The sequence below is a fragment of the Sphaerisporangium corydalis genome (assembly GCF_025506355.1).
Taxonomy (GTDB): Bacteria; Actinomycetota; Actinomycetes; order Streptosporangiales; family Streptosporangiaceae; genus Sphaerisporangium; species Sphaerisporangium corydalis.
This window is the reverse complement of the sequence record NZ_JANZYP010000082.1, coordinates 20,906-39,997: the sequence shown is the minus strand read 5'-3', so window position 1 is coordinate 39,997 and position 19,092 is coordinate 20,906. Positions and strand designations below refer to the sequence as shown.

The window sequence follows — 19,092 nt, the reverse complement described above, 5'->3', positions numbered from 1 at the left end:
CCGCCCCCTCCCACACCCACGCCTGGCACCCCAGGCAGCGCCCCCACCACGCCCCCCGCCGCCGGCACCACTCCAGGCGGCGACCCCACCACGCCTCGTACCACCCCGGGTAGTGGCGCCGCGCCGGGTGCCCTGCCTAAGCGTGCCGTCGGCCCCGATCGTGTCGTGGCGGGGCGCCCCGGCGCGTGGCCCCTCGGCGGGCCGAAGAGCGACGGCGACCTCGCCGGCTTCGACGCCTTCAAGCCCCGCCTGACCCCGTCCGCCCCACCACCGGAATCCGCAGCGTCCGAAGGTGGCTTTCCCGGATCGCGAGACGTCCCCGCTCAGACGCCGGACGTCCCACCCGCGTCCGAAGACGTCCCGTCCGCGTCCGAGAACGTCTCTGCCGAGTCCACGGACGTCCCTGCGGATCTGCGGGACGGCTCATCCGAGTCCACGGACGTCCCTGCGGATCTGCGGGACGGTTCGGCCGTGCCCGAGGGCGCCCGGTCCGAGTCCCCGGACGATTCCGGCACCGCCGAGGGAATCACCGACTTTTCCCCCCTCCCTGCTTGGGCCCGGGACCTTCCGTCCGAGTCTGAGGACAACCTGTCCGAGTCCCCGGACGATTCCGGCACCACCGAGGGCATTACCGACTTCTCCCCTCTCCCTGCCTGGGCCCGAGACCTTCCGTCCGAGTCCGAGGACGTCCTTCGAGAGTCCCAGGACTTCCCCGTCGACCAGGCGGACGTCTCGTCCTCGCCCGAGGACGTCCCACCCGCGTCACCGGACGTCTCGGACGTTCGGAAAGACGTCTCGGCGGGGTCCGAGGACGTCCCGGCCGTGCCTGAGGACGTCCAGCCCGTGTCCGAGGACGTCTTTCCCGATCCCCAGGACGTCTCGGAGGACGTCCCTTCGGACGCGCCGGACGTCGCGGACGAGCCGGACCACTTGGACGCACAAGACCTCGCCAACGCACAGGACTTCGTGAACGCGCAGGACCTGACGAACGCGCAGGACCTCGCGGGCGCACCGGATGCGGCGGACATCGCGGACGTTCGCGACCCTGGGCCCGTGTCCGAAGAAGGGTCCTTCAACCCCTTCGCTCCGGTGACTCCGGTGGCCCCTCAGCCGACTTCGGCGAGAGCGGAAGCGTCCGAGGCCCCCCAACGGGGCGATCAGGGTGCGCCGCCTCCGCGAAGCATCTGGGACCCTGCCGGGCCGGCACGGACGGCAGACGATTCCGCCGAAACCGGAGACGACCTCTTCCGGACCCACGAGCGCGTACGCGAAGTGCCGTTGCCCAAGCCCGTCTCGCGGGCGCTGACCGTCGCCCTGTCGAACCTCAAGGACAGCGTCACCGGCCTGCGGCTCGGCCTGGACGTGCCCGGGGTCCAGGAGGCACGCAAGGCCCAGGTCGACATCCTCGCCCAGCTCGAGGACTACGTGATCCCGCGCGTGCACATGAGCACCGCGCCCGCGCTCGTCGTCGTGGTCGGTTCCACCGGAGCGGGCAAGTCGACGCTGGTCAACACCCTCGCCGCCGCCAAGGTCAGCGCCACCGGCGTACGGCGCCCCACGACCGGCACACCCGTCCTGGCCTGCCACCCCGACGACCGCGAATGGTTCGCCAAGGGCGACGTGCTGGGCGCCATGATCCGGGTCGACCGTCCCGGCCCGGACGGCACCCTCGACCAGCTCGTCCTCGCCTCCTCCGAGCGGCTCCCCCCGGGCGTGGCCCTGCTCGACACCCCCGACATCGACTCGGTGGTGGAGACCCACCACGAGATCGCCCATCGGATGCTCGACGCCGCCGACCTGTGGGTGTTCGTCACGACCGCCACCCGGTACGCCGACGCGCCCGCCTGGAACCTGCTGCGACTGGCCAAGGAACGCGGCGCCCGTCTCGCGATCGTGCTCTCCCGCGTGCCCGAAAGGTCGCGCGAGGTGATCGACAAGCACTTCCACCGGATGCTCCAGGAGTACGGCCTCGGTGACGTCGAGCGGTTCGTCATCAACGAGTCCACCGTCACCGCGGGACGCCTCCCCGAAGGCGACGTCGCCGACCTGCGCATGTGGCTGACCGAGCTGTCCGTGGACGATCAGCGTCGCTCGCAGGCGGTGGACGCGACCCTGGACGGGGTCCTGAACAGCTTCCGCGGCCGGATCCCCGCCCTCGCGCGGCACCTCGAGGCCCAGGTGGCCTTCCGGGCGGAGTTGCGCACCGACGTGGATGCCGCGTACATGGGCGCGATGGCCGAGATCGACCAGGCGACGAGCGACGGGTCACTGCTGCGCGGTGAGGTACTCGCCCGCTGGCAGGACTTCGCGGGCTCGGGCGACCTGATGAAGACCCTGCACCTGCGCCGTCCCGGCCGCCTGGCCACCAAGACCACCCAGCAGGCCCCCGCGCGGTTGCGCGCCTTCAAGGCGGCCCTGCGTTCCGGGCTCGAATCGGTGATCGTCTCCGCCGGCCAGCGGGCCGCCGAGGAGGTCGTCGCCCGATGGCGGCAGCGTGACGGCGTCGGCGACGGCCTGGCCACCGGGCAGGGCCTCGGCCGCCCGTCGGACGAGTTCGTCCGCCGGGTCGGCCGCACGGTCGGAGCCTGGCAGGAGCACGTCGTCGCGTTGATCCGTTCGGGCGCGGTGACCAAGCGCTCGGTGGCCAAGGTGGTCGCGTTCGACGAGGAGTCGCTCGCCCTGGTCTTCATGATCGGACTGCTCGGCTACGGAAGTTCCGACGTCGCGGCGTCCTCCGGCACCGGAACCCTGCCCGAGCGGCTGCTGCGCGGAGTGCTCGGCGCCGACTCGCTGCGCAACATCGGCACGCGGGCGCGCAGCGACCTGCGGGCCCGCATCAGCGTCCTCTTCGACGAGGAGACGCTCAGATACGTCCAGGTGCTCGACGAGGCCGGGATCCCCGACGAGGCCGCCGCCAAGCGGCTCTACCAGGCAACGTACAACCTTGAGGTCGCCCGATGAGTGTCAGCGGCGTGCGAGCCGGCACGATGGAAACGCGCAACGACCTGGGCTACCGTCTATCGGCCCTGGCCAAGATCGTGGAACTCGGCCCCGGGAGGGTCGATCCCGCCCTGATCGCCGAGGCCGGGCAGCTCCTGCTCCGCGCGGGCGACCGCCTCAAGCTCTCGGGCGACCACACCGTCGTGGCCCTGGCCGGCGGCACGGGCAGCGGTAAATCCTCCCTGTTCAACCGCATCTCCGGGCTCGAACTGTCGCCGACGGGCGTCCGCCGGCCGACCACCGCGCGCACCCACGCGTGCGTGTGGGGTCTCGACGGGGCCGGGCCGCTTCTCGACTGGCTGCAGATCCAGTGGCGGCACCGCTTCGCCCGCGCGAGCGCCCTGGACCGGGGGGAGACCCAGCTCCACGGCCTGATCCTGCTCGACCTGCCCGACCACGACTCGATCCGCGCCCTCACCGACCACGAGGCCGACCGGCTGATCCAGGTGGCCGACCTGATCGTCTGGGTGCTCGACCCCCAGAAGTACGCCGACGCGGCCACGCACCGCAAGTACGTCGCCGAGCTGGCGGGGCACGAGGCGGTCACCGTGTTCGCGCTCAACCAGGCCGACCGCCTGGCGCCCGAGGAACTCGCCGAGTGCGTCGTCGACCTGTCCGACCTGCTCAAGCGGGAGGGCGTACAGCACCCCCGCATCGTGCCCACGTCGGCGACCACGGGCCGGGGGGTCAACAGCCTCAAGAGCGTGCTCGCGGAGTCGGTCGCCTACCGGCGGGCCGCCATCCAGCGCCTCGAGGCCGACCTCGACCGCATCATGGCCAAGCTCACCAAGGTCCTTCCCGCGCGCGACGCCCTGACCGTCCAGCCCACTGTGGACCTCGCCCGGCAGGAAGGGCTGACCGACGCGCTGTGCGACGCGGTCGGCGTCCCGGCCGTGGGGGAGGCCATGGAGAACGTCTACGGCGTGCGCTCCATGGACTGGGTCGGCTGGCCGTACGCGCGCTGGGCGGCCCGGCTCCGGCCCGACCCGCTGAACAGCCTGCGTCTCGGCAACCTGCGCGACGAGATCAAGGCGGTCACCGCGGCGTCGGTGAGCGCGCAGCCCGCCGAGGTGGAGAACGCCGTGCAGGCCCTCGGCGACGGCCTGAGCGCCCAGATGCCCGAGGCCTGGCAGAACGGTGTCCGCGACGCGGCACGCTCCCAGCTCAGCCGGTTGCCGCAGGTCCTGTCCGGGGAACTGAGCGAGATCGCCCCCCGCCTGGACCGGGTGCCCGGATGGTGGTGGCTGCTGAAGATCTGGCAGTACTTCCTGGTGGTGTTGTTCGTCGCCGGCGTCGGCTGGGCCGGCGCGATACTGCTGTACGGCGTATTCAAGATCGGCCGGCAGCCCTCCGACCTGCTCGGGGACGTGTCGGCGCTGCCCTGGCTGGGGCTGATGATGATCAGCGTGCTGGGGCTGGGACTGCTCTCGGCCATCGCCAGCCGCAACTTCGTGGTCCTCGGCGCGGGCAAGGAACGCGACCAGCTCGAACGCGAGATGCGCCGCCGCATCTCCGCCGTCTCCAAGGACATGGTCGTCCAACCGGTCGAACAAGAACTCCGCCGCTACAACGACTTCTTCGCCGCCCTGACCACAACCCGCCCCCACCCCTAAGAAGCCTCCCAGCCCTTTTCCGCCCTACCCGCCCTCCTTCCGGACGCACCCCTCGGACACACCACCCCCGGGCGCACCCGAACTTGGCGCCTCCATTCCTACGCACCGGCCCCTGGGCGCACCCGCACGTGCCCGCGCGCCGTCCGGCGCGCGTCTTCCCCTGCCCCCACGTGGTCCTTTAGTAGGCGCCGACGCGGCGGGTCGTGGTACGGCGAATCCGGCGCCGATCTACGGGGGCCGACCTGAAAAGGTCCTCGCCTTCGGCTCGGGCAGTATTCCCAGAAGCCTCCCGGCCCCCGCCCGCCCCTGCCACGCTCCTTTCGGACGCACCACCTCCGAGCAACTCGAACCTGCCCGCCCTCCTTCCGGACGCCCCCGAACACAGCACCCCCCGGGCGCACCCGCACTTGGCGCCTCCATTCCCTACGCACCGGCCCTGGGCGCACCCGCACGTGCCCGCGCGCCGTCCGGCGCGCATCTTCCGCTGTCCCCACGTGGTTCTTCAGTAGGCGCCGATGCGGCGGGTCGTGGTACGGCGAATCCGGCGCCGATCTACGGGGGCCGACCTGGAAAGGTCCTCGCCTTCGGCTCGGGCAGTATTTCCAGGAGCCTCCCGGCCCTTCCGCCTCTCGGCAACAACGCGCCCGGCAAGTTCGACGCCCAGCGAGCTCGACCCGGCCTTGACTACTCGCTCTTGGTCATCAATGAGATTGGCTTCCAGGGGAGTGGCTGCTATCGGGTTATCCACAGCGGGTCGTCCCGGGTGGCGAGATATCCACAGAATCGAGTTCGGCAAATTTCGAGGGAGAAGAGGTCGGACAAGCTGGTCTCCACGTCGGCGGAGACCGTCCGCTGGCTCGCCATGGGAGACACGATGAACGACATCTACATCACGCTGATCGGAAACGTCTCCGCCGAGCCCCGGCAATACAGCTTCAACGACGGTTTGCGCGTCACGTCGCTACGCCTTGCCTCAACGCGGCGCGTGTTCGACAAGTCATCTCAATCGTGGCATGACGGTGAGACGACGTTCTACGCCGTCCGTTGTTACCGCGCCCTGGCCGAGAATGTCGCCCAGTCGATCAAGCTCGGCCAGCCGATCGTGGTCCATGGCAAGCTTCGAATCCGTTCCTACGAGCGCGAGGGCGAACGCCGCTTCCTCGCCGAGGTCGAGGCGATCGCAGTCGGCCACGACCTGAGACGTGGCTTGAGCAGGTTCGAAAGGGCCCAGCGAGGCCTGCCCGCCTCGGCCGCCGACGAGGACGCGCGCCGGCGGCTCGACATGAGCACCCAAGACTGGGAAATGGCCGGCCAGCCCGCCGATCCCCTGGCCCCGTCCGCAGCAGCCCTCCCCGCCCCGCCATCGACATATCCGTCCCTTTCAACCTTCCCACCGTCCGAGCCGACCGGCTTTCCAGGCCTCCCACCTGCGGATCCGACCAACCTTTCCAGCGGCCTATCACCTGCGCAACCAACCGCTCCTTCCGGCGGCCTATCATTCGCGCACGCAACCGCTCCTTCCGGAAGCGCCCGCACACTTGCGGATCCGGCCGCTCCTTCTCACGGTGGTTTCTCGCCTGCGGATCCGGCCGCTCCTTCTCACGGCGGTTTCTCACCCGCGGATCCGGCCGCTCCTTCCGGCGGTGGATTCTCGCCTGTGGATCCAACCGGTCCCTCAAGCAGTGATCTCTCACCTGTGGATCCGACCGTTCCTTCTGGCGGTGGTCTCTCATCGCCGGAATCGACCGTTCCTTCCGGCGATGGTTTCTCACCTGCGGAATCGACAGGTCCATCTGGCAGTGGCCTCCCACCTACGAGCCTGATCGGTGCTTCAGCCCTCTCGTCAGCGGATTCGACCGCCATGCTCGACCCCTCGCTGGCAGACCTGCCGTCTCCTTCCTCCAGGACCTCGGGCGACGTCACCCCTCTTTCTCCCCGCCGACCAGAACACGCGTCCAGTCCTCCATCCGACACTGCCGAGCACTCGCCGGGCCTGCTTCCTGACGGACGAGAGGACGCAACCGTGCTCTCCGTCGACGGCGCGGGGGAGGTGGGGGATCTTCCCATTCGCAAGGAATCAAGGACCGTGACCGATCTTCCCTCCCGCAGATCAGGGCGAGCGAAGACCATGTTTGTCGACAAGGACGGAGGGGGTCTTCTCGCTGAGCGCCGTGGGGATGGTGCGGTCGGCGCGAACTCCGAACCACAGGAGCAGGCGTCCGAGGAGTCGCAAACGCGGGCCAAGGCCAAGGGAAAGACGAAAACGGGAGCCACGACCACCGCCAAGCCGGGCGCGAGAGCGAAGACAGGGGCCAAGACAGACGCGAAACCCGAGACCGCCGAACGTGTCGCCGCCTGAGACGGCTTTTCCCACGTGGGGACGTTTGGGCTCTGGGGGTTCGGCGTCCCGACGCTGTCGACCCGGCGACCGACTGCCCGGGGGGACGTATGGGTTCTGGGGGTTCGGCGTCGCGGGGTGATGAGCTGGGTGGGTAGACGTGGGGGGCGATGGGTTGAGCGGTGGGGTCGATGAGCGTCGCTGGCCGACCTGGCTGCCGCCGGGTTGGAGGGGGTCGGGTGGGGATGGGCTGAGGGTGGTCGGGCGGGGAGCGGGGAGGCGGGAGTGGCGAACGAGGAGTGGCGAGTGGGGAGTGGCGAACGAGGAGTGGCGAGTGGGGAGTGGCGAGTGGTGAGTGGGGAGTGGCGAACGAGGAGTGGGGAGTGGGGAGTGGTTTTTGGGGTGAGGGGTTGGGAGGGTGGTGGGGTGTGCGGGTGATCAGGTCCAGATGATGCCTCGCACGGGGGCGCTCCTTTCTGGGAAAGGGGCCGCCCAGGGCGGGGCGGTCATGGTTGGGTCAACGGACCGAGATGGTCCGGGTGCTCAACGTAGCGGTTCCCGTCGCGTGCCGCACACTCTGCGACTATTGTGTTACACATCGTGAGACGTAGAGTCGATACAACGAACCGTCCGCACGGATGTGAGCGTTGGGGGATGTGATGACGGCGTCCGGTGAAATCGCGGTCGAGTCACGCGTCGGCATGCTTCCGCTAGCCGACCGATGGCCGCTGCTGGCACAGCCCACCGCTCTGGTCCTCTATCTGTGCGCGACCGTGGGGCTCGCGGTGGGCGCTGTGGGGTACCTCGGCGTCTCGACCGTGTTCCGCTGGTCGGAGCTGCTGACGTTCGTGGCGCTGATGGCCTGCGGAGCGGTCTGCATCGAGGCGACCCGTCGCCTCGGCATGCCGGCCGGGGTCTCCCGCGACCTGCTCTCGGCCTGGTGGCTTCCCGTCGCCTTACTGCTCCCGCCGGTCTACGCGCTGCTGGCGCCCCTGCCGCTGCAGTTCCTACTGCAGATCCGGGTCAGGGCGACGGTGCTCTACCGGCGCGTGTTCAGCTCGGCCGCGATCGGGCTGGCGGCCGGTGTCGCCTCGGTGGTCTTCCACGCCGGGGTGAAGGACCCGACGGGCCAGGCGCTCGGGTCGGGGGGCCCGCTGGCGCTGGCGGTGGCGTGCGCGGTGTCCTTCACCGTGCTCAACACCGCCCTGATCGCCATCGCGCTCCACATGGCCGACCCCGACACCCGCTGGCGCGACGTCCTGTGGGACCGCGAGCGGGTCCTGCTCGACGTGGTCGAGCTGTGCCTCGGCGTCCTGGTGGCCATCACCTGCGGCCTGAGCCCCGTCCTGCTGGTGCTGACGCTTCCACCGGTGGTGCTCCTGCAGCGCAGCCTGCTGCACGCCCAGCTCAAGGCCGCCGCCCGCATGGACGCCAAGACCGGTCTGCTCAACGCGACGGCCTGGCAGCGCGAGGCCGACACCGAGATCGTCCGGGCCCGCCGCACGGGCGAGACGCTCGCCCTGCTGATCGTGGACATCGACCATTTCAAGCGGGTCAACGACACCTACGGCCACCTGGTCGGCGACCAGGTCCTCGCGGGCGTCGCCACCGCCCTGCGCAGCCAGCTCCGTGACTACGACGTCGTGGGCCGGTTCGGCGGCGAGGAGTTCGTGGTGCTGCTGCCACGCGCCGACGTCGGCGAGGCCCGCAGGGTCGCCGAGCGCCTGCGCACCCGCGTCGGCAGAATGGCCATCCCGGTGGACGAGGCGATGATCTCGGTGACGATCTCGGCCGGCGTCGCCATCATGACCGTTCACGGTGACGACCTCATCGAGCTGCTCGCGGCGGCCGATCTGGCGCTCTACCGGGCCAAGGAGCTGGGACGCGACCGCATCTGCCTGCCGGTGGCCCCGGCGCCTCCGCCCCGGGCGCGAGCGGACAACTCCGACGGCGCTATCCCCTAGTCTTAGGAGCATGCCCGAGTACATCTATACGATGCAGCGCGTGCGCAAAGCGCACGGCGACAAGGTCGTCCTCGACGATGTCACGCTGCATTTCCTGCCCGGAGCCAAAATCGGTGTGCTGGGCCCCAATGGCACTGGTAAGTCCACGCTGCTCAAGATGATGGCCGGCCTGGAGCACCCCTCCAACGGCGACGCCCGTCTGATGCCCGGCTTCACCGTCGGCATGCTGCAGCAGGAGCCCCCGCTCAACGAGTCCAAGAACGTGCTGGGCAACGTCCAGGAGGGTGTCGCCGAGACCCTGGCGATGCGCGCCCGGTACGAAGAGATCGCCGAGCTGATGGCGACCGACTACAGCGAAGAGCTCCTCACCGAGATGGGCAAGCTGCAGGACGCACTCGAACACCGCAACGGGTGGGACGTCGACAGCCAGCTCGAACAGGCGATGGACGCCCTCCGCTGCCCCCCGCCGGACGCCGACGTGACCAAGCTGTCGGGTGGCGAGCGCCGCCGGGTCGCGCTCTGCAAGCTGCTTCTTGAGCAGCCCGACCTGCTGCTGCTCGACGAGCCCACCAACCACCTCGACGCGGAGAGCGTCCAGTGGCTGGAACAGCACCTGGAGAAGTACCCCGGCACCGTCCTCGCCGTCACCCACGATCGCTACTTCCTCGACAGGGTGGCGACGTGGATCCTGGAGCTCGACCGGGGCCGCTGCTACCCCTACGAGGGCAACTACTCCACCTACCTCGAGCAGAAGGCGGCCCGTCTCAAGGTCGAGGGCCAAAAGGACATCAAGCGCAAGAAGCGCCTGGAAGACGAGCTGGAGTGGGTTCGCTCCAACGCCCGCGCCCGTCAGACCAAGAGCCGCGCGCGCCTGCAGCGGTACGAGGAGATGGCCGCCGAGGCCGACAAGTTCCGCAAGCTCGACTTCGAGGAGATCCAGATCCCGCCGGGCCCCCGTCTCGGCACCACGGTCATCCGGTCCAACGACCTCTCCAAGGGTTTCGTGGACCGCGTGCTCATGGAGGATCTCTCCTTCGACCTGCCCCGCAACGGCATCGTCGGCATCATCGGCCCCAACGGCGTGGGCAAGACCACGCTCTTCCGCATGATCATGAATGACGAGGCGCCCGACTCCGGCGACATCACGATCGGGGAGACCGTCAAGATCTCCTACGTCGACCAGGGCCGGGGCAACATCGACCCCAAGAAGAACGTCTGGGAGGTCGTGTCCGACGGGCTCGACCACATCAAGGTCGGACACGTCGAGATGCCGTCCCGCGCGTACATCGCGGCGTTCGGCTTCAAGGGCCCCGACCAGCAGAAGCCCGCGGGCGTCCTGTCCGGCGGCGAGCGCAACCGGCTCAACCTGGCGCTCACCCTCAAGCAGGGCGGCAACGTGCTGCTGCTCGACGAGCCCACCAACGACCTCGACACCGAGACGTTGTCCAGCTTGGAGAACGCGCTGCTCGACTTCCCGGGCTGCGCGGTGATCACGTCCCACGACCGGTGGTTCCTCGACCGCATCGCGACGCACATCCTCGCCTGGGAGGGCGCCTCCAACTGGTTCTGGTTCGAGGGCAACTTCGCGGACTACGAGCGGAACAAGGTCGAACGGCTGGGTGCCGACGCGGCGCGCCCCCACCGCGTGACGTACCGCAAGCTCACCCGCGAGTGATCGGCGAGCGGGCTGATCAATGACACCGCCAGGGCGGGCACTCTGCCGAAGAGTGCCCGCCCTGCCGTTTCGCCGGACTAGGCGGCGTGATGACCCGGGGACGGCGCCGGTCGGCGGAGACGCCGGAAGACGACCCGGCGATCAGGCGACGGCCCGGGGATCGCGCCGGTCGGCGGAACCAGGCGACCAGGGTCAGGGGGCGGTGCGGAGCCAGACGGCCGTGTCGGGGGCCAGGGTGGTCTCGTCGGGCCCGCCGCTGGAGATGAGCAGCCCCGCGTGGGGCGGCAGCGGCACGGGCGTCGTACCGCAGTTGATCGCGCACGTCAGCTCGCCCCGGGAGAACACCAGCGCGTCGCCGGGAGCGTCGAGCCAGGTGACAGTGCCGGGCAGGGACGCCCGCAGTGACCGGCGCAGCGCCAGCGCCCGCCGGTAGAACGACAGCGTCGAGGCGGGGTCGCCCTCCTGGTGCTCGGCGGTGAGCGCGGCCCAGCCGGCCGGCTGGGGCAGCCACGGATGCCCGCCCTCGGGGGAGAACCCGAACGGCGCGGCCGTGCCGGACCAGGGAATCGGCACCCGGCATCCGTCCCGTCCGGGGAGCTCGCCGTGGGACCTAATGAAGATCGGGTCCTGCCGCGCCTCCGCGGGAAGGTCCTTCACCTCAGGAAGCCCCAGTTCCTCCCCTTGGTAGAGGTACGCCGACCCGGGCAGGGCGAGCATCGCGAGGAGAGCGGCGCGCCCGCGCGCGAGCCCGGCGTCCGGGTCCAGGGAGCCTTCGCCGTACCGGGTGACGTGCCGGATCACGTCGTGGTTGGACAGCACCCAGGTCGGCGCCGTGACCGCGGCGAGCGTGTCATCGATGATCTTGCGGAACGCCGTCGCGGACCAGGGCGCCTCCAGCCAGGCGAAGTTGAAGCTCTGATGCAGCTCGTCGGGCCGCACGTAGAGCGCCAGGTCCTCGGGGGTGTCGGTCCACACCTCGCCCACGGCCGAGCGGTCCCCGGGGTAGGAGTCCAGGACCTTGCGCCACTCGCGGTAGACCTCGTGCACCTCGGGCCGGCTCCAGATGGGCGACCGGGACATGAACCCCTCGCCCGAGGGAGGGACGTCCGCGAGGCCGGCGTCCTTGTACAGGCCCATCGCGACGTCGATGCGGAACCCGTCCACCCCTCGGTCGAGCCAGAACCTCAGGACGTCCAGGAACTCCTCATGAACCTCGGGGTTGCGCCAGTTGAAGTCCGGCTGCTCCGGGGCGAAAAGGTGGAGGTACCACTGGCCGTCCGGGAGCCGGGTCCAGGCCGGGCCGCTGAACACCGACGTCCAGTTGTTCGGCGGCTTCTCGCCGTCCCTGAAGATGTAGCGGTCACGCTCGGGGCTGCCCGGCGCCGCCGCCAGGGCCGCCTTGAACCAGGCGTGCGCCGAGGAGCTGTGGTTGGGCACGATGTCCACGATCAGCCGCAGGCCGTGGGCGTGGGCGTCGGTGACCAGGGCGTCGAAGTCGGCGAGGGTGCCGAACAGTGGTTCGACGTCGCGGTAGTCGGCGACGTCGTAGCCGCCGTCGGCCATGGGAGAGGGTTGGAAGGGCGTCAGCCAGACCGCGTCCACGCCCAGCTCCGCGAGGTAGGGCAGGCGGGAACGGATCCCCTGGAGGTCGCCGACGCCGTCTCCCGAGGCGTCGGCGAAGCTGCGAACGTAGATCTCGTAAACGACGGCGTCACGCCACCAAGGGGAGCTAGTCACATGTCCTTGGCTGCCCCTCGCGCGGGGGGGTTATGCGTTGAGGAGGCTTTGGGCCGCGTACACGAGGTAGTTCCAGAGCTTGGCCTCGAGGTCCTCGGGCAGCTCCAGGGACTCCACCGCGTCCTTCATGTGCCGCAGCCACGCGTCGCGCTCGGCCTCGCCGATGACGAACGGCGCGTGCCGCATGCGCAGCCGGGGATGCCCGCGCCGCTGCCCGTAGGTGTTCGGGCCGCCCCAGTACTGGATCAGGAACATGCGCAGCCGTTCCTCGGCCCCGGTGAGGTCCTCCTCGGGGTAGAGCGGGCGCAGCAGCGGATCCTCCGCGACGCCTTGGTAGAAGCGGTGCACGAGGCGCTCGAAGGCCTCCGAGCCGCCCACGGCGTCGTAGAAGGACATGGATTCCGGAGGAGTAGCGGACACGTCCTTCAGCCTACTCAGACCCCGGCCAGCGCGATGCCGGCCAGGTCGAGGGCGGACTTGACGCGCATGCGCAGCTCCCGCGCCACCTCGGCCTGCTTGGCCGGGACGGTCTTGACGGTGATCCTGAAGATCATCGCCTTGTCGGAGATCTGCTCCAGCCCGTAGACCTGGGGTTCCTCGACGATCGCGACGTCGCGGAAGTCGGAGTCGTCCCAGATGTCGGCCGCGATCTCCTTGAGCAGGGCGCGGATCCTGGAGATGTCGGCGTCGTAGGCCACCGGGATGTCCACCAGGGCGCGCGACCAGCCCTGGGACTCGTTGCCGATGCGCGTGATGGTGCCGTTGCGTACGTACCAGACCCGGCCGTCGGCGTCGCGCAGGCGGGTGATGCGCAGCGTGACGGCCTCGACGGTGCCGACGGCCGCACCGGTGTCGATCAGGTCGCCCACCCCGTACTGGTCCTCCATCAGCATGAACATGCCGGCGATGAAGTCCTTGACCAGTTCCTGGGCGCCGAAGCCGACGGCGACTCCGAGGATGCCGACGCTGGTGAGGACGGGGGCCAGGTCCATCCCGAAGCGGCCGAGGATCATCAGCGCGGCCGTGCCGAAGATCACTATGGAGAGCAGGCTGCTGAGCACCGAGCCCAGCGTCTGGGCCCGCTGGCGCCGGCGCTCGCTCAGCACGGCCGAGGTGCCGTCGAACATCGTGGGGGACCTGACGCGGAGGCGCTCGGGCATGACGCCGTCCGCCGCGCGCCGGATCACCCGTTCGATCAGCCGGTGCAGGATCGCGCGCACGAAGAGCGCGGCCAGCACGATGAGGATCAGGCTGATGACCCAGGCCACCGGCGACGCCCAGGTCGGCGGCAGGGCGTTCGACAGGAGAACGCAGAGCACGTCGTCCCTGCCGCCGTCGCCGCCGCACGTGGTCATCACGGCATCTGCGGCCTGGGTCGCGAGGTCGGTGAGACCAGTGGGGGTCGGGGTCGGAGTCGGGGTGGGGCCTAGGACGAACAGGAACACGCGGAAGAATCCCCTTCGGATCGGGCCGGTCGGCGAAGACAATTATCGGTGCTTGACCTAGACGGAACGGTACTTGACCGAACTGACTTCGCCGACCTGCCCGGCCGCCGCCACATCACGCCGGGGAAGACGGGAGTGCCCTGGCCCGGGGCCGCGGAGGGCGGGCCCAAGGCACCCCGGTGACGAACCGCCCGGAGTGGGACACGCACCCGGAAGCGTGTCCCACCCCGTACCCGATCGGGGAATCTCCCCGATCACCATCGGACCGGAAAACCGATCCTGACCCGATGGCTGTCATGTGCGGAGCCGACGGGGTGCCCAGCGCCCTGGCGCTGTGTCTCCACAGGCCCGGACGCTCCGCACCGGACACCCCGCCGGCTCCGGAAAGCCGCGGTGGACACGGATGGACACGGTGACTGCGCTGCACCGCGTCCCTTCTGTGTCTTACTCGCTCACCGCGGCCAGTACTCGGGCGACCTTGGTCGCGGCTCCCGCCGGATCATCGACCTGGTGCATGCGCTCTCCCCACGACCACCAGTAATAGGCGGGGGTCGCCTGCGGCCGGCACGTGACGTTCTCGGCGAGGCTGGTGGCGTTCGGATTGATCACCCGGACGAACGCCCGTCCGGACTGCGTGTGCACCACCCGGGCGAGCAGCCCCCGAGCGTCGAGCTCGTCGACCAGTCGTTCCAAGTGCTGGAAGCCGTCGTTCACTTCGAGCCTTCCTCTAGACCGACCCGACGGCGATGATGCCGGTGAATCGGGGCTGGTTGGCCAAATCTGACCCACCGGTGCCGATGGGGTCAACGAAGGTCCGACGCAGCGTAGGTGGGCTGATATTTCAACTGGGTTGAAAGAACGTCCCCGGCGGGGGACGATTCTATGTCAGCAGTGACTATCGTCCTTTCACGCCTGGTCATAACTGGTCCATCATTCTCAATAGACGCAGCGTATCCCGGACAGTGTTGCGTCAGCGCAGGTGGGACCGGTCGGATAGCAGACCAGGACGAGCGGCTGGCCACAAGAGAGGGGCCGGTATGTCCGGCAGACAGCACAAGGAAACGGAGTTGGCTCGGCGAACCCGGGCGCGCGGTCTGGCGGTCGGGCGCAGTGCGCCGCGAATCGCCGAGGAGGTTTTTGAGGAGTGTGGTCCCCAATTTGGGACAACACGAATCAAATCCCACCGCCTTGCGCTTGGCATCGCTCTTGCCGATGTCATCGAACAGGTGCGTGCCTTGTTCGAACGCGACGGTAAACCGATGCCCGGAATCGGCGAAACGCTTCTGAGCGCTTACGAGAGCGGGCTGAAGCGCCCCGGTCCGGAGTATCTCCACTACCTCTGTTCCGTCTACCGGGTAGAGCCGGTCGCCCTCGGATACGACGGCCCGTGCATCTGTGGCCACGGCCACCGGATGCCGGGCGTCGTCCGGGGCGGCCTCGGCGAGGTCCAACCCGACAGTCCCCCCGATTCGCGCGAGCTGTTCATCAAGCCGCTCAGCGACCCCTCTGCGGATGGGGGTGAGGAGGACGAGAACGTGTTACGTAGAACGCTGCTGCTACTCATCGCCGGCACGACCGTGCCGATGAACGAGTCGATGCTCGGCGCGGCCGACAGTATCCGCCGGCGCATGGACGAGACCCTCGTGTCGACCACCGTTTCACCGGCCATGCTGGACCACTGGGAGGAATCGGCGGCGTCTTTCGGCCGGCAGTACATGAACACCCCGCCGATGCGGCAGCTCTGCGATGTGCTCCTGGAGTTCAGCACGGTCCGCCAGGCCATGGGGCACCACCAGCCCATCGATCTCCAGGAACGGCTCTGCGCCCTGGCCGCCAGGCTCTCCGGCCTGGCCGGGATCATCATGATCGATCTCGGTGACCAGCGGATGGCCAGGGCGTTCTTCCGTACGTCACGCACGGCGGCCGACGAGACCGGGGACCGGGCGCTGCGCGCCTGGGTCACGGCTCGTGAGGCCCTCGTCCCCCTCTTCTACGGCGATCCCCGGGAAGCGCTGAACCTCGCCAAGAAGAGCCGCGACCTCGCCGGGCAGACCCCGTGCGCCGCCAAGGCCATGGCCCCGGTGGTGGAGGCGCGGGCGTTGTCCATGCTCGCCCACTCAGGAGGAAAGAAGGACGTCGTCGACCAGGCCAAGCGGGCGCTGGCGCGGGCGCGGGCCGCGTTCGCCCAGATGAGCCCCGCCCAGCAGGAGGACACGGTCTTCGGCTACACCGAGCGCCAGCTCTACTTCCACCAGGGCGACGCGCTCACCCGGCTCGGCCAGACGATCGAGGCCGACCTGATCCTGGAGCAGGCGCTGGAGAAGTACGACGGCGACCTGCTCGACCAGACCCTCATCCGGTTCGACCAGGCGCAGTGCAGGCTGCTCGAAGGTGACGGCTCCGAGGCGCTGAGAATGGGCAGCGCGGCGGTGAAACGGGTCGGCCCGGGTTTCCGGACCGACATCATCACCCGCCGGGCGGTCGACCTCGGCAAGGCGATCCGGGCTAAATGCGGAGAGATATCCGGACTTCCGGAATACATGGAGCTCATCGCCACGCCGGCTCCGGAGAACTCGGCGCCGGAGGGCGATGCATGACGCTGCTGCTCAGGCGGTATCGGTGGTCAGATCAGAAAGCCGTCTGGGAGTTGCACCGCACGTGCCTCGCACAGGTCGGAATCACAGAAGGGGACGGGGTCTATTACGAGGACGACATCCCGCGCATCAATCAGGTCTATCTGGCCGACCGGGGCGAGTTCCTGGTCGGCGAGGTCGGCGATTCCGGTGTGATCGCCATGGGCGGGCTCCGGAGAATGGACGACGACACGGCGGAGCTGTGCCGCCTGCGTGTTCATCCCGACTTCCAGCGGAGGGGGTTCGGCACCCTGATCCTGGACGCTCTTGAGGAGGCCGCGACGAAACTCGGATATCGCGCGCTCCGTGGCGACACCACGCTCGGACAGGGCGCCGCACTGGAGCTGTACCGGAAGTACGGCTGGCGCGAAGTACGGAGAGAGGAGAGAGGAGGACTTGTCGTAGTTTACGGAGAGAAGCAGCTGATAGGCCAGCCTTCATCGCAACTCACCCGTTAGAAGCAATATATCCACTTAAGGTGATGTAATCCAGGGCCATGCTTGCGGATTGTCGATTTGTCCGAATAATTAGGTCTTTGTAGCTGAAGACCCGAGGAGGGCAAGCGATGAAGAAGATCATCGTCCGCAAGCCTGGCATGGTGCACCTGACCGGGACGGCCAGCGCGATCCACAAGGGGTGACCCCGTGCCCTGATCACCTTTGGCTCTGGGGCGGGCGTTCGGGGGACCGCCTGAACGCGCTCGCCGGCATGGGTCTCCCCGTGTGGCCGGCCCCCGTCTTCGACGCCCACCGTCGCCTGCGGGGGCCGTACACCTTCGGCGGGTCCCTCCTGCGCGCGGTGGTGCCCGCGGCGCTGGAACGCCTGCCTGACGTGGTCGCGGAGCACGACATCGAGATCAGAGCGGCGGCACCCGATCTTCGCGAGCGGGTGCCGCCCCGGCGGGAGCAGCTCGCCGCGCGGCTTCCCGAGGAAGAACGCATCCTCGTGCCCGCTCCCGGACGCACCCTGCGGATCGCCAACGGGATCACCGAGTTCATCCGCGACTGCGGGGTGGCCCCCCAGGCTCTGGTGATCGACAACGTGCACGAGGCCGACGGGACCGATCGTGAGCTCATCGCCACACTCGCCCGCCGATTGGACCCCGGGCTGCTGACCATTGTGGCCTGCTCCAGTGACGCGCCCGGTGAATTATTCGCCGGCCACTACATAAAGTCCGAATCAGCGGCTCCGGCGGATCCGGAAGGCCTCGCGGAGGCCTATATCGACTCCGACGGCACCCTGGACGATCCCCTGGCGGTCGCCGCGTACCGCGCGCTGCCCTCCGAGCGACGCGCCCGCCTGCACGACCGGCGGGCCGGCGAGCTGGAGTGCGGCACCTCTTTCGCCTACGGCGCGATCCCCTACCACCGGGAGCACGGCAGCGACCCCTCGGGCCAGGGCGTCGAGGCCCTCTGGGCCGCGCTCGACCACTGCATGCGGGAGGGGTTCCTGGAGGCGGCCGTCGACCTCGGGCTGCGCGGCCTGCGGCTGGCCGCCCCCTCGGCCGGCCGGTGGTGGAACCTCACCCAGGCCACGGCGACCGCCCTGGCCGGGCTCGGCCGCAGGGACGAGGCGCGTGAGCTGTACGAACGCGCCCGCCGCCTCAGCCTGGACGCCGAGGTCCACTCCGCCGCCGCGTACGGGACCGCCATGCTCGACGCGCGCCATCCCGACCCCGCCCGGCGCGACCTCGGCCGGGCCCTGGGGTGGATCAACGAGGCCATCGCCATCTCGGACCTGCTGCCCGACCGGGCCGTACGCGCCTTCAAGCTGGGCTTCGACCTCAACGGCAAGGCGCTCATCGAGATGCGCGGCGGCCACGTCGACCAGGCGCTGTCCCTGGTCCAGTCGGCCATCGAGCTCGCCGACTCCGACCTGCTCCCCGAACGGCACCTCATCCACCGCATGATCCTTCGCGCCAACCGCGCCCAGCTCCTCGGGCTGATCGGCCTGCCCGAGGAGGCGCGGGCCGACCTGGACGCCGCCATCGCGATGGACCCCTCCTACCCCGACTACTACCTCGACCGGGGCAACCTGCTGTTCCAGATGGGCCGGCCCGAGGAGGCGCTCGCCGACTACGAGAGCGCGATCCGCCTCAGCCCGCCGCTGTCGGAGGGCTACTACAACCGGGCCCAGCTCCTGCTCGCCTTGGGAGATCTCGACGGCGCCATGGCCGACCTGGACCACGTGGTGGAGCTCGACCCGGGCTACCTGGACGCCTACATCAACCGCGCGGGCCTGCTCGTCCAGTTCGGGCTGGACGATCGGGCGCGGGCGGACGTGGACGCGGGGCTGGCCCTGGCCCCCGCGAACCCGCACCTTTCGTGCGTGCTCGGCCAGCTCGAGGCCGCCGCGGGGCATGCCGAGGAGGCCAGGGCGGCGTTCGACGTGGCGATCTCCGGCGCTCCGAGCCTGGTGCCGGCCTGGGCGAGCCGCGCGAGCCTGCTGTACGAGACGGGGGATCCGCTCGGCGCCGTCGCGGACCTGACGCGGGCGATCGAGCTGGACGAGAGCGCGGTCCTGTACTTCAACCGGGCGATCGCCCTCAGGGACCTCGGCAGGCTCGGCGAGGCCCGGGACGACCTCCGCCGCGCCCACGCCCTGGACCCCGGCGATCCCGACGTCGTTCAGGCGCTGCAGGACATGGCGGACGAGCCATGATCACGCCCTGACGCCCCTGTGGCCGG

At 69.5% G+C, this 19,092-nt stretch carries 12 protein-coding genes; 8 read left to right on the top strand and 4 right to left on the bottom strand.

Features of this window, described 5'->3' with window-relative positions; all coding sequences use genetic code 11:
• The first annotated feature begins 1,272 nt into the window (after positions 1 to 1,272).
• The 5 genes from NYZ98_RS36895 to ettA all read left to right on the top strand — a co-directional run bounded on the left by NYZ98_RS36895 (position 1,273) and on the right by ettA (position 10,590).
• Positions 1,273 to 2,961 (top strand): dynamin family protein, encoded by a 1,689-nt coding sequence (locus tag NYZ98_RS36895; protein WP_262849204.1) that lies wholly within the window; start codon positions 1,273 to 1,275, stop codon positions 2,959 to 2,961.
• Entirely contained in the window at positions 2,958 to 4,613 is a 1,656-nt protein-coding gene (locus tag NYZ98_RS36890; RefSeq protein WP_262849202.1) for a GTP-binding protein, read from the top strand. The genes NYZ98_RS36895 and NYZ98_RS36890 overlap by 4 nt, the downstream gene beginning before the upstream one ends.
• An 862-nt stretch (positions 4,614 to 5,475) precedes the next feature.
• Complete coding sequence (gene ssb / locus NYZ98_RS36885) at positions 5,476 to 6,972, top strand: single-stranded DNA-binding protein (protein ID WP_262849200.1); 1,497 nt, start codon at positions 5,476 to 5,478, stop codon at positions 6,970 to 6,972.
• A 638-nt stretch (positions 6,973 to 7,610) separates the two neighbouring features.
• Positions 7,611 to 8,915, top strand: coding sequence for a GGDEF domain-containing protein (locus tag NYZ98_RS36880; RefSeq protein WP_262849198.1), 1,305 nt, complete (start codon positions 7,611 to 7,613; stop codon positions 8,913 to 8,915).
• A 10-nt stretch (positions 8,916 to 8,925) separates the two neighbouring features.
• The gene (gene ettA / locus NYZ98_RS36875) at positions 8,926 to 10,590 is read left to right on the top strand and encodes an energy-dependent translational throttle protein EttA (RefSeq protein WP_262849195.1); all 1,665 of its coding nucleotides are present in this window, start codon (positions 8,926 to 8,928) and stop codon (positions 10,588 to 10,590) included.
• 192 nt (positions 10,591 to 10,782) lie between these two features.
• On the opposite strand, the gene NYZ98_RS36870 is transcribed toward ettA, so the two are convergent.
• The 4 genes from NYZ98_RS36870 to NYZ98_RS36855 form a co-directional block, all read right to left on the bottom strand.
• Complete coding sequence (locus tag NYZ98_RS36870) at positions 10,783 to 12,327, bottom strand: glycoside hydrolase family 13 protein (RefSeq protein WP_262849192.1); 1,545 nt, start codon at positions 12,325 to 12,327, stop codon at positions 10,783 to 10,785.
• 30 nt (positions 12,328 to 12,357) lie between these two features.
• Positions 12,358 to 12,747 carry a globin gene (locus tag NYZ98_RS36865; protein WP_316249643.1) on the bottom strand — a complete coding sequence of 130 codons (390 nt, stop codon included), beginning with the start codon at positions 12,745 to 12,747 and terminating at the stop codon, positions 12,358 to 12,360.
• 14 nt (positions 12,748 to 12,761) lie between these two features.
• A complete protein-coding gene (locus tag NYZ98_RS36860; protein ID WP_262849190.1) occupies positions 12,762 to 13,772 on the bottom strand; it encodes a mechanosensitive ion channel family protein in 1,011 nt (336 codons plus the stop codon).
• Between the two features lie 444 nt (positions 13,773 to 14,216).
• Positions 14,217 to 14,486: a hypothetical protein gene (locus NYZ98_RS36855; RefSeq protein ID WP_262849187.1), complete on the bottom strand. Its 270-nt coding sequence runs from the start codon at positions 14,484 to 14,486 to the stop codon at positions 14,217 to 14,219.
• Between the two features lie 323 nt (positions 14,487 to 14,809).
• Here NYZ98_RS36855 and NYZ98_RS36850 point away from each other — a divergent pair, with 323 nt between their 5' ends.
• The 3 genes from NYZ98_RS36850 (at position 14,810) to NYZ98_RS36840 (ending at position 19,066) form a co-directional block, all read left to right on the top strand.
• On the top strand, positions 14,810 to 16,369 hold the full coding sequence (locus tag NYZ98_RS36850; protein WP_262849185.1) for an XRE family transcriptional regulator: 1,560 nt from the start codon (positions 14,810 to 14,812) through the stop codon (positions 16,367 to 16,369).
• Complete coding sequence (locus tag NYZ98_RS36845; protein ID WP_262849183.1) at positions 16,366 to 16,863, top strand: GNAT family N-acetyltransferase; 498 nt, start codon at positions 16,366 to 16,368, stop codon at positions 16,861 to 16,863. Before NYZ98_RS36850 ends, NYZ98_RS36845 begins: the two co-directional genes overlap by 4 nt.
• Positions 16,864 to 17,113: 250 nt before the next feature.
• On the top strand, positions 17,114 to 19,066 hold the full coding sequence (locus NYZ98_RS36840) for a tetratricopeptide repeat protein (RefSeq protein ID WP_262849181.1): 1,953 nt from the start codon (positions 17,114 to 17,116) through the stop codon (positions 19,064 to 19,066).
• Positions 19,067 to 19,092: the final 26 nt, after the last annotated feature.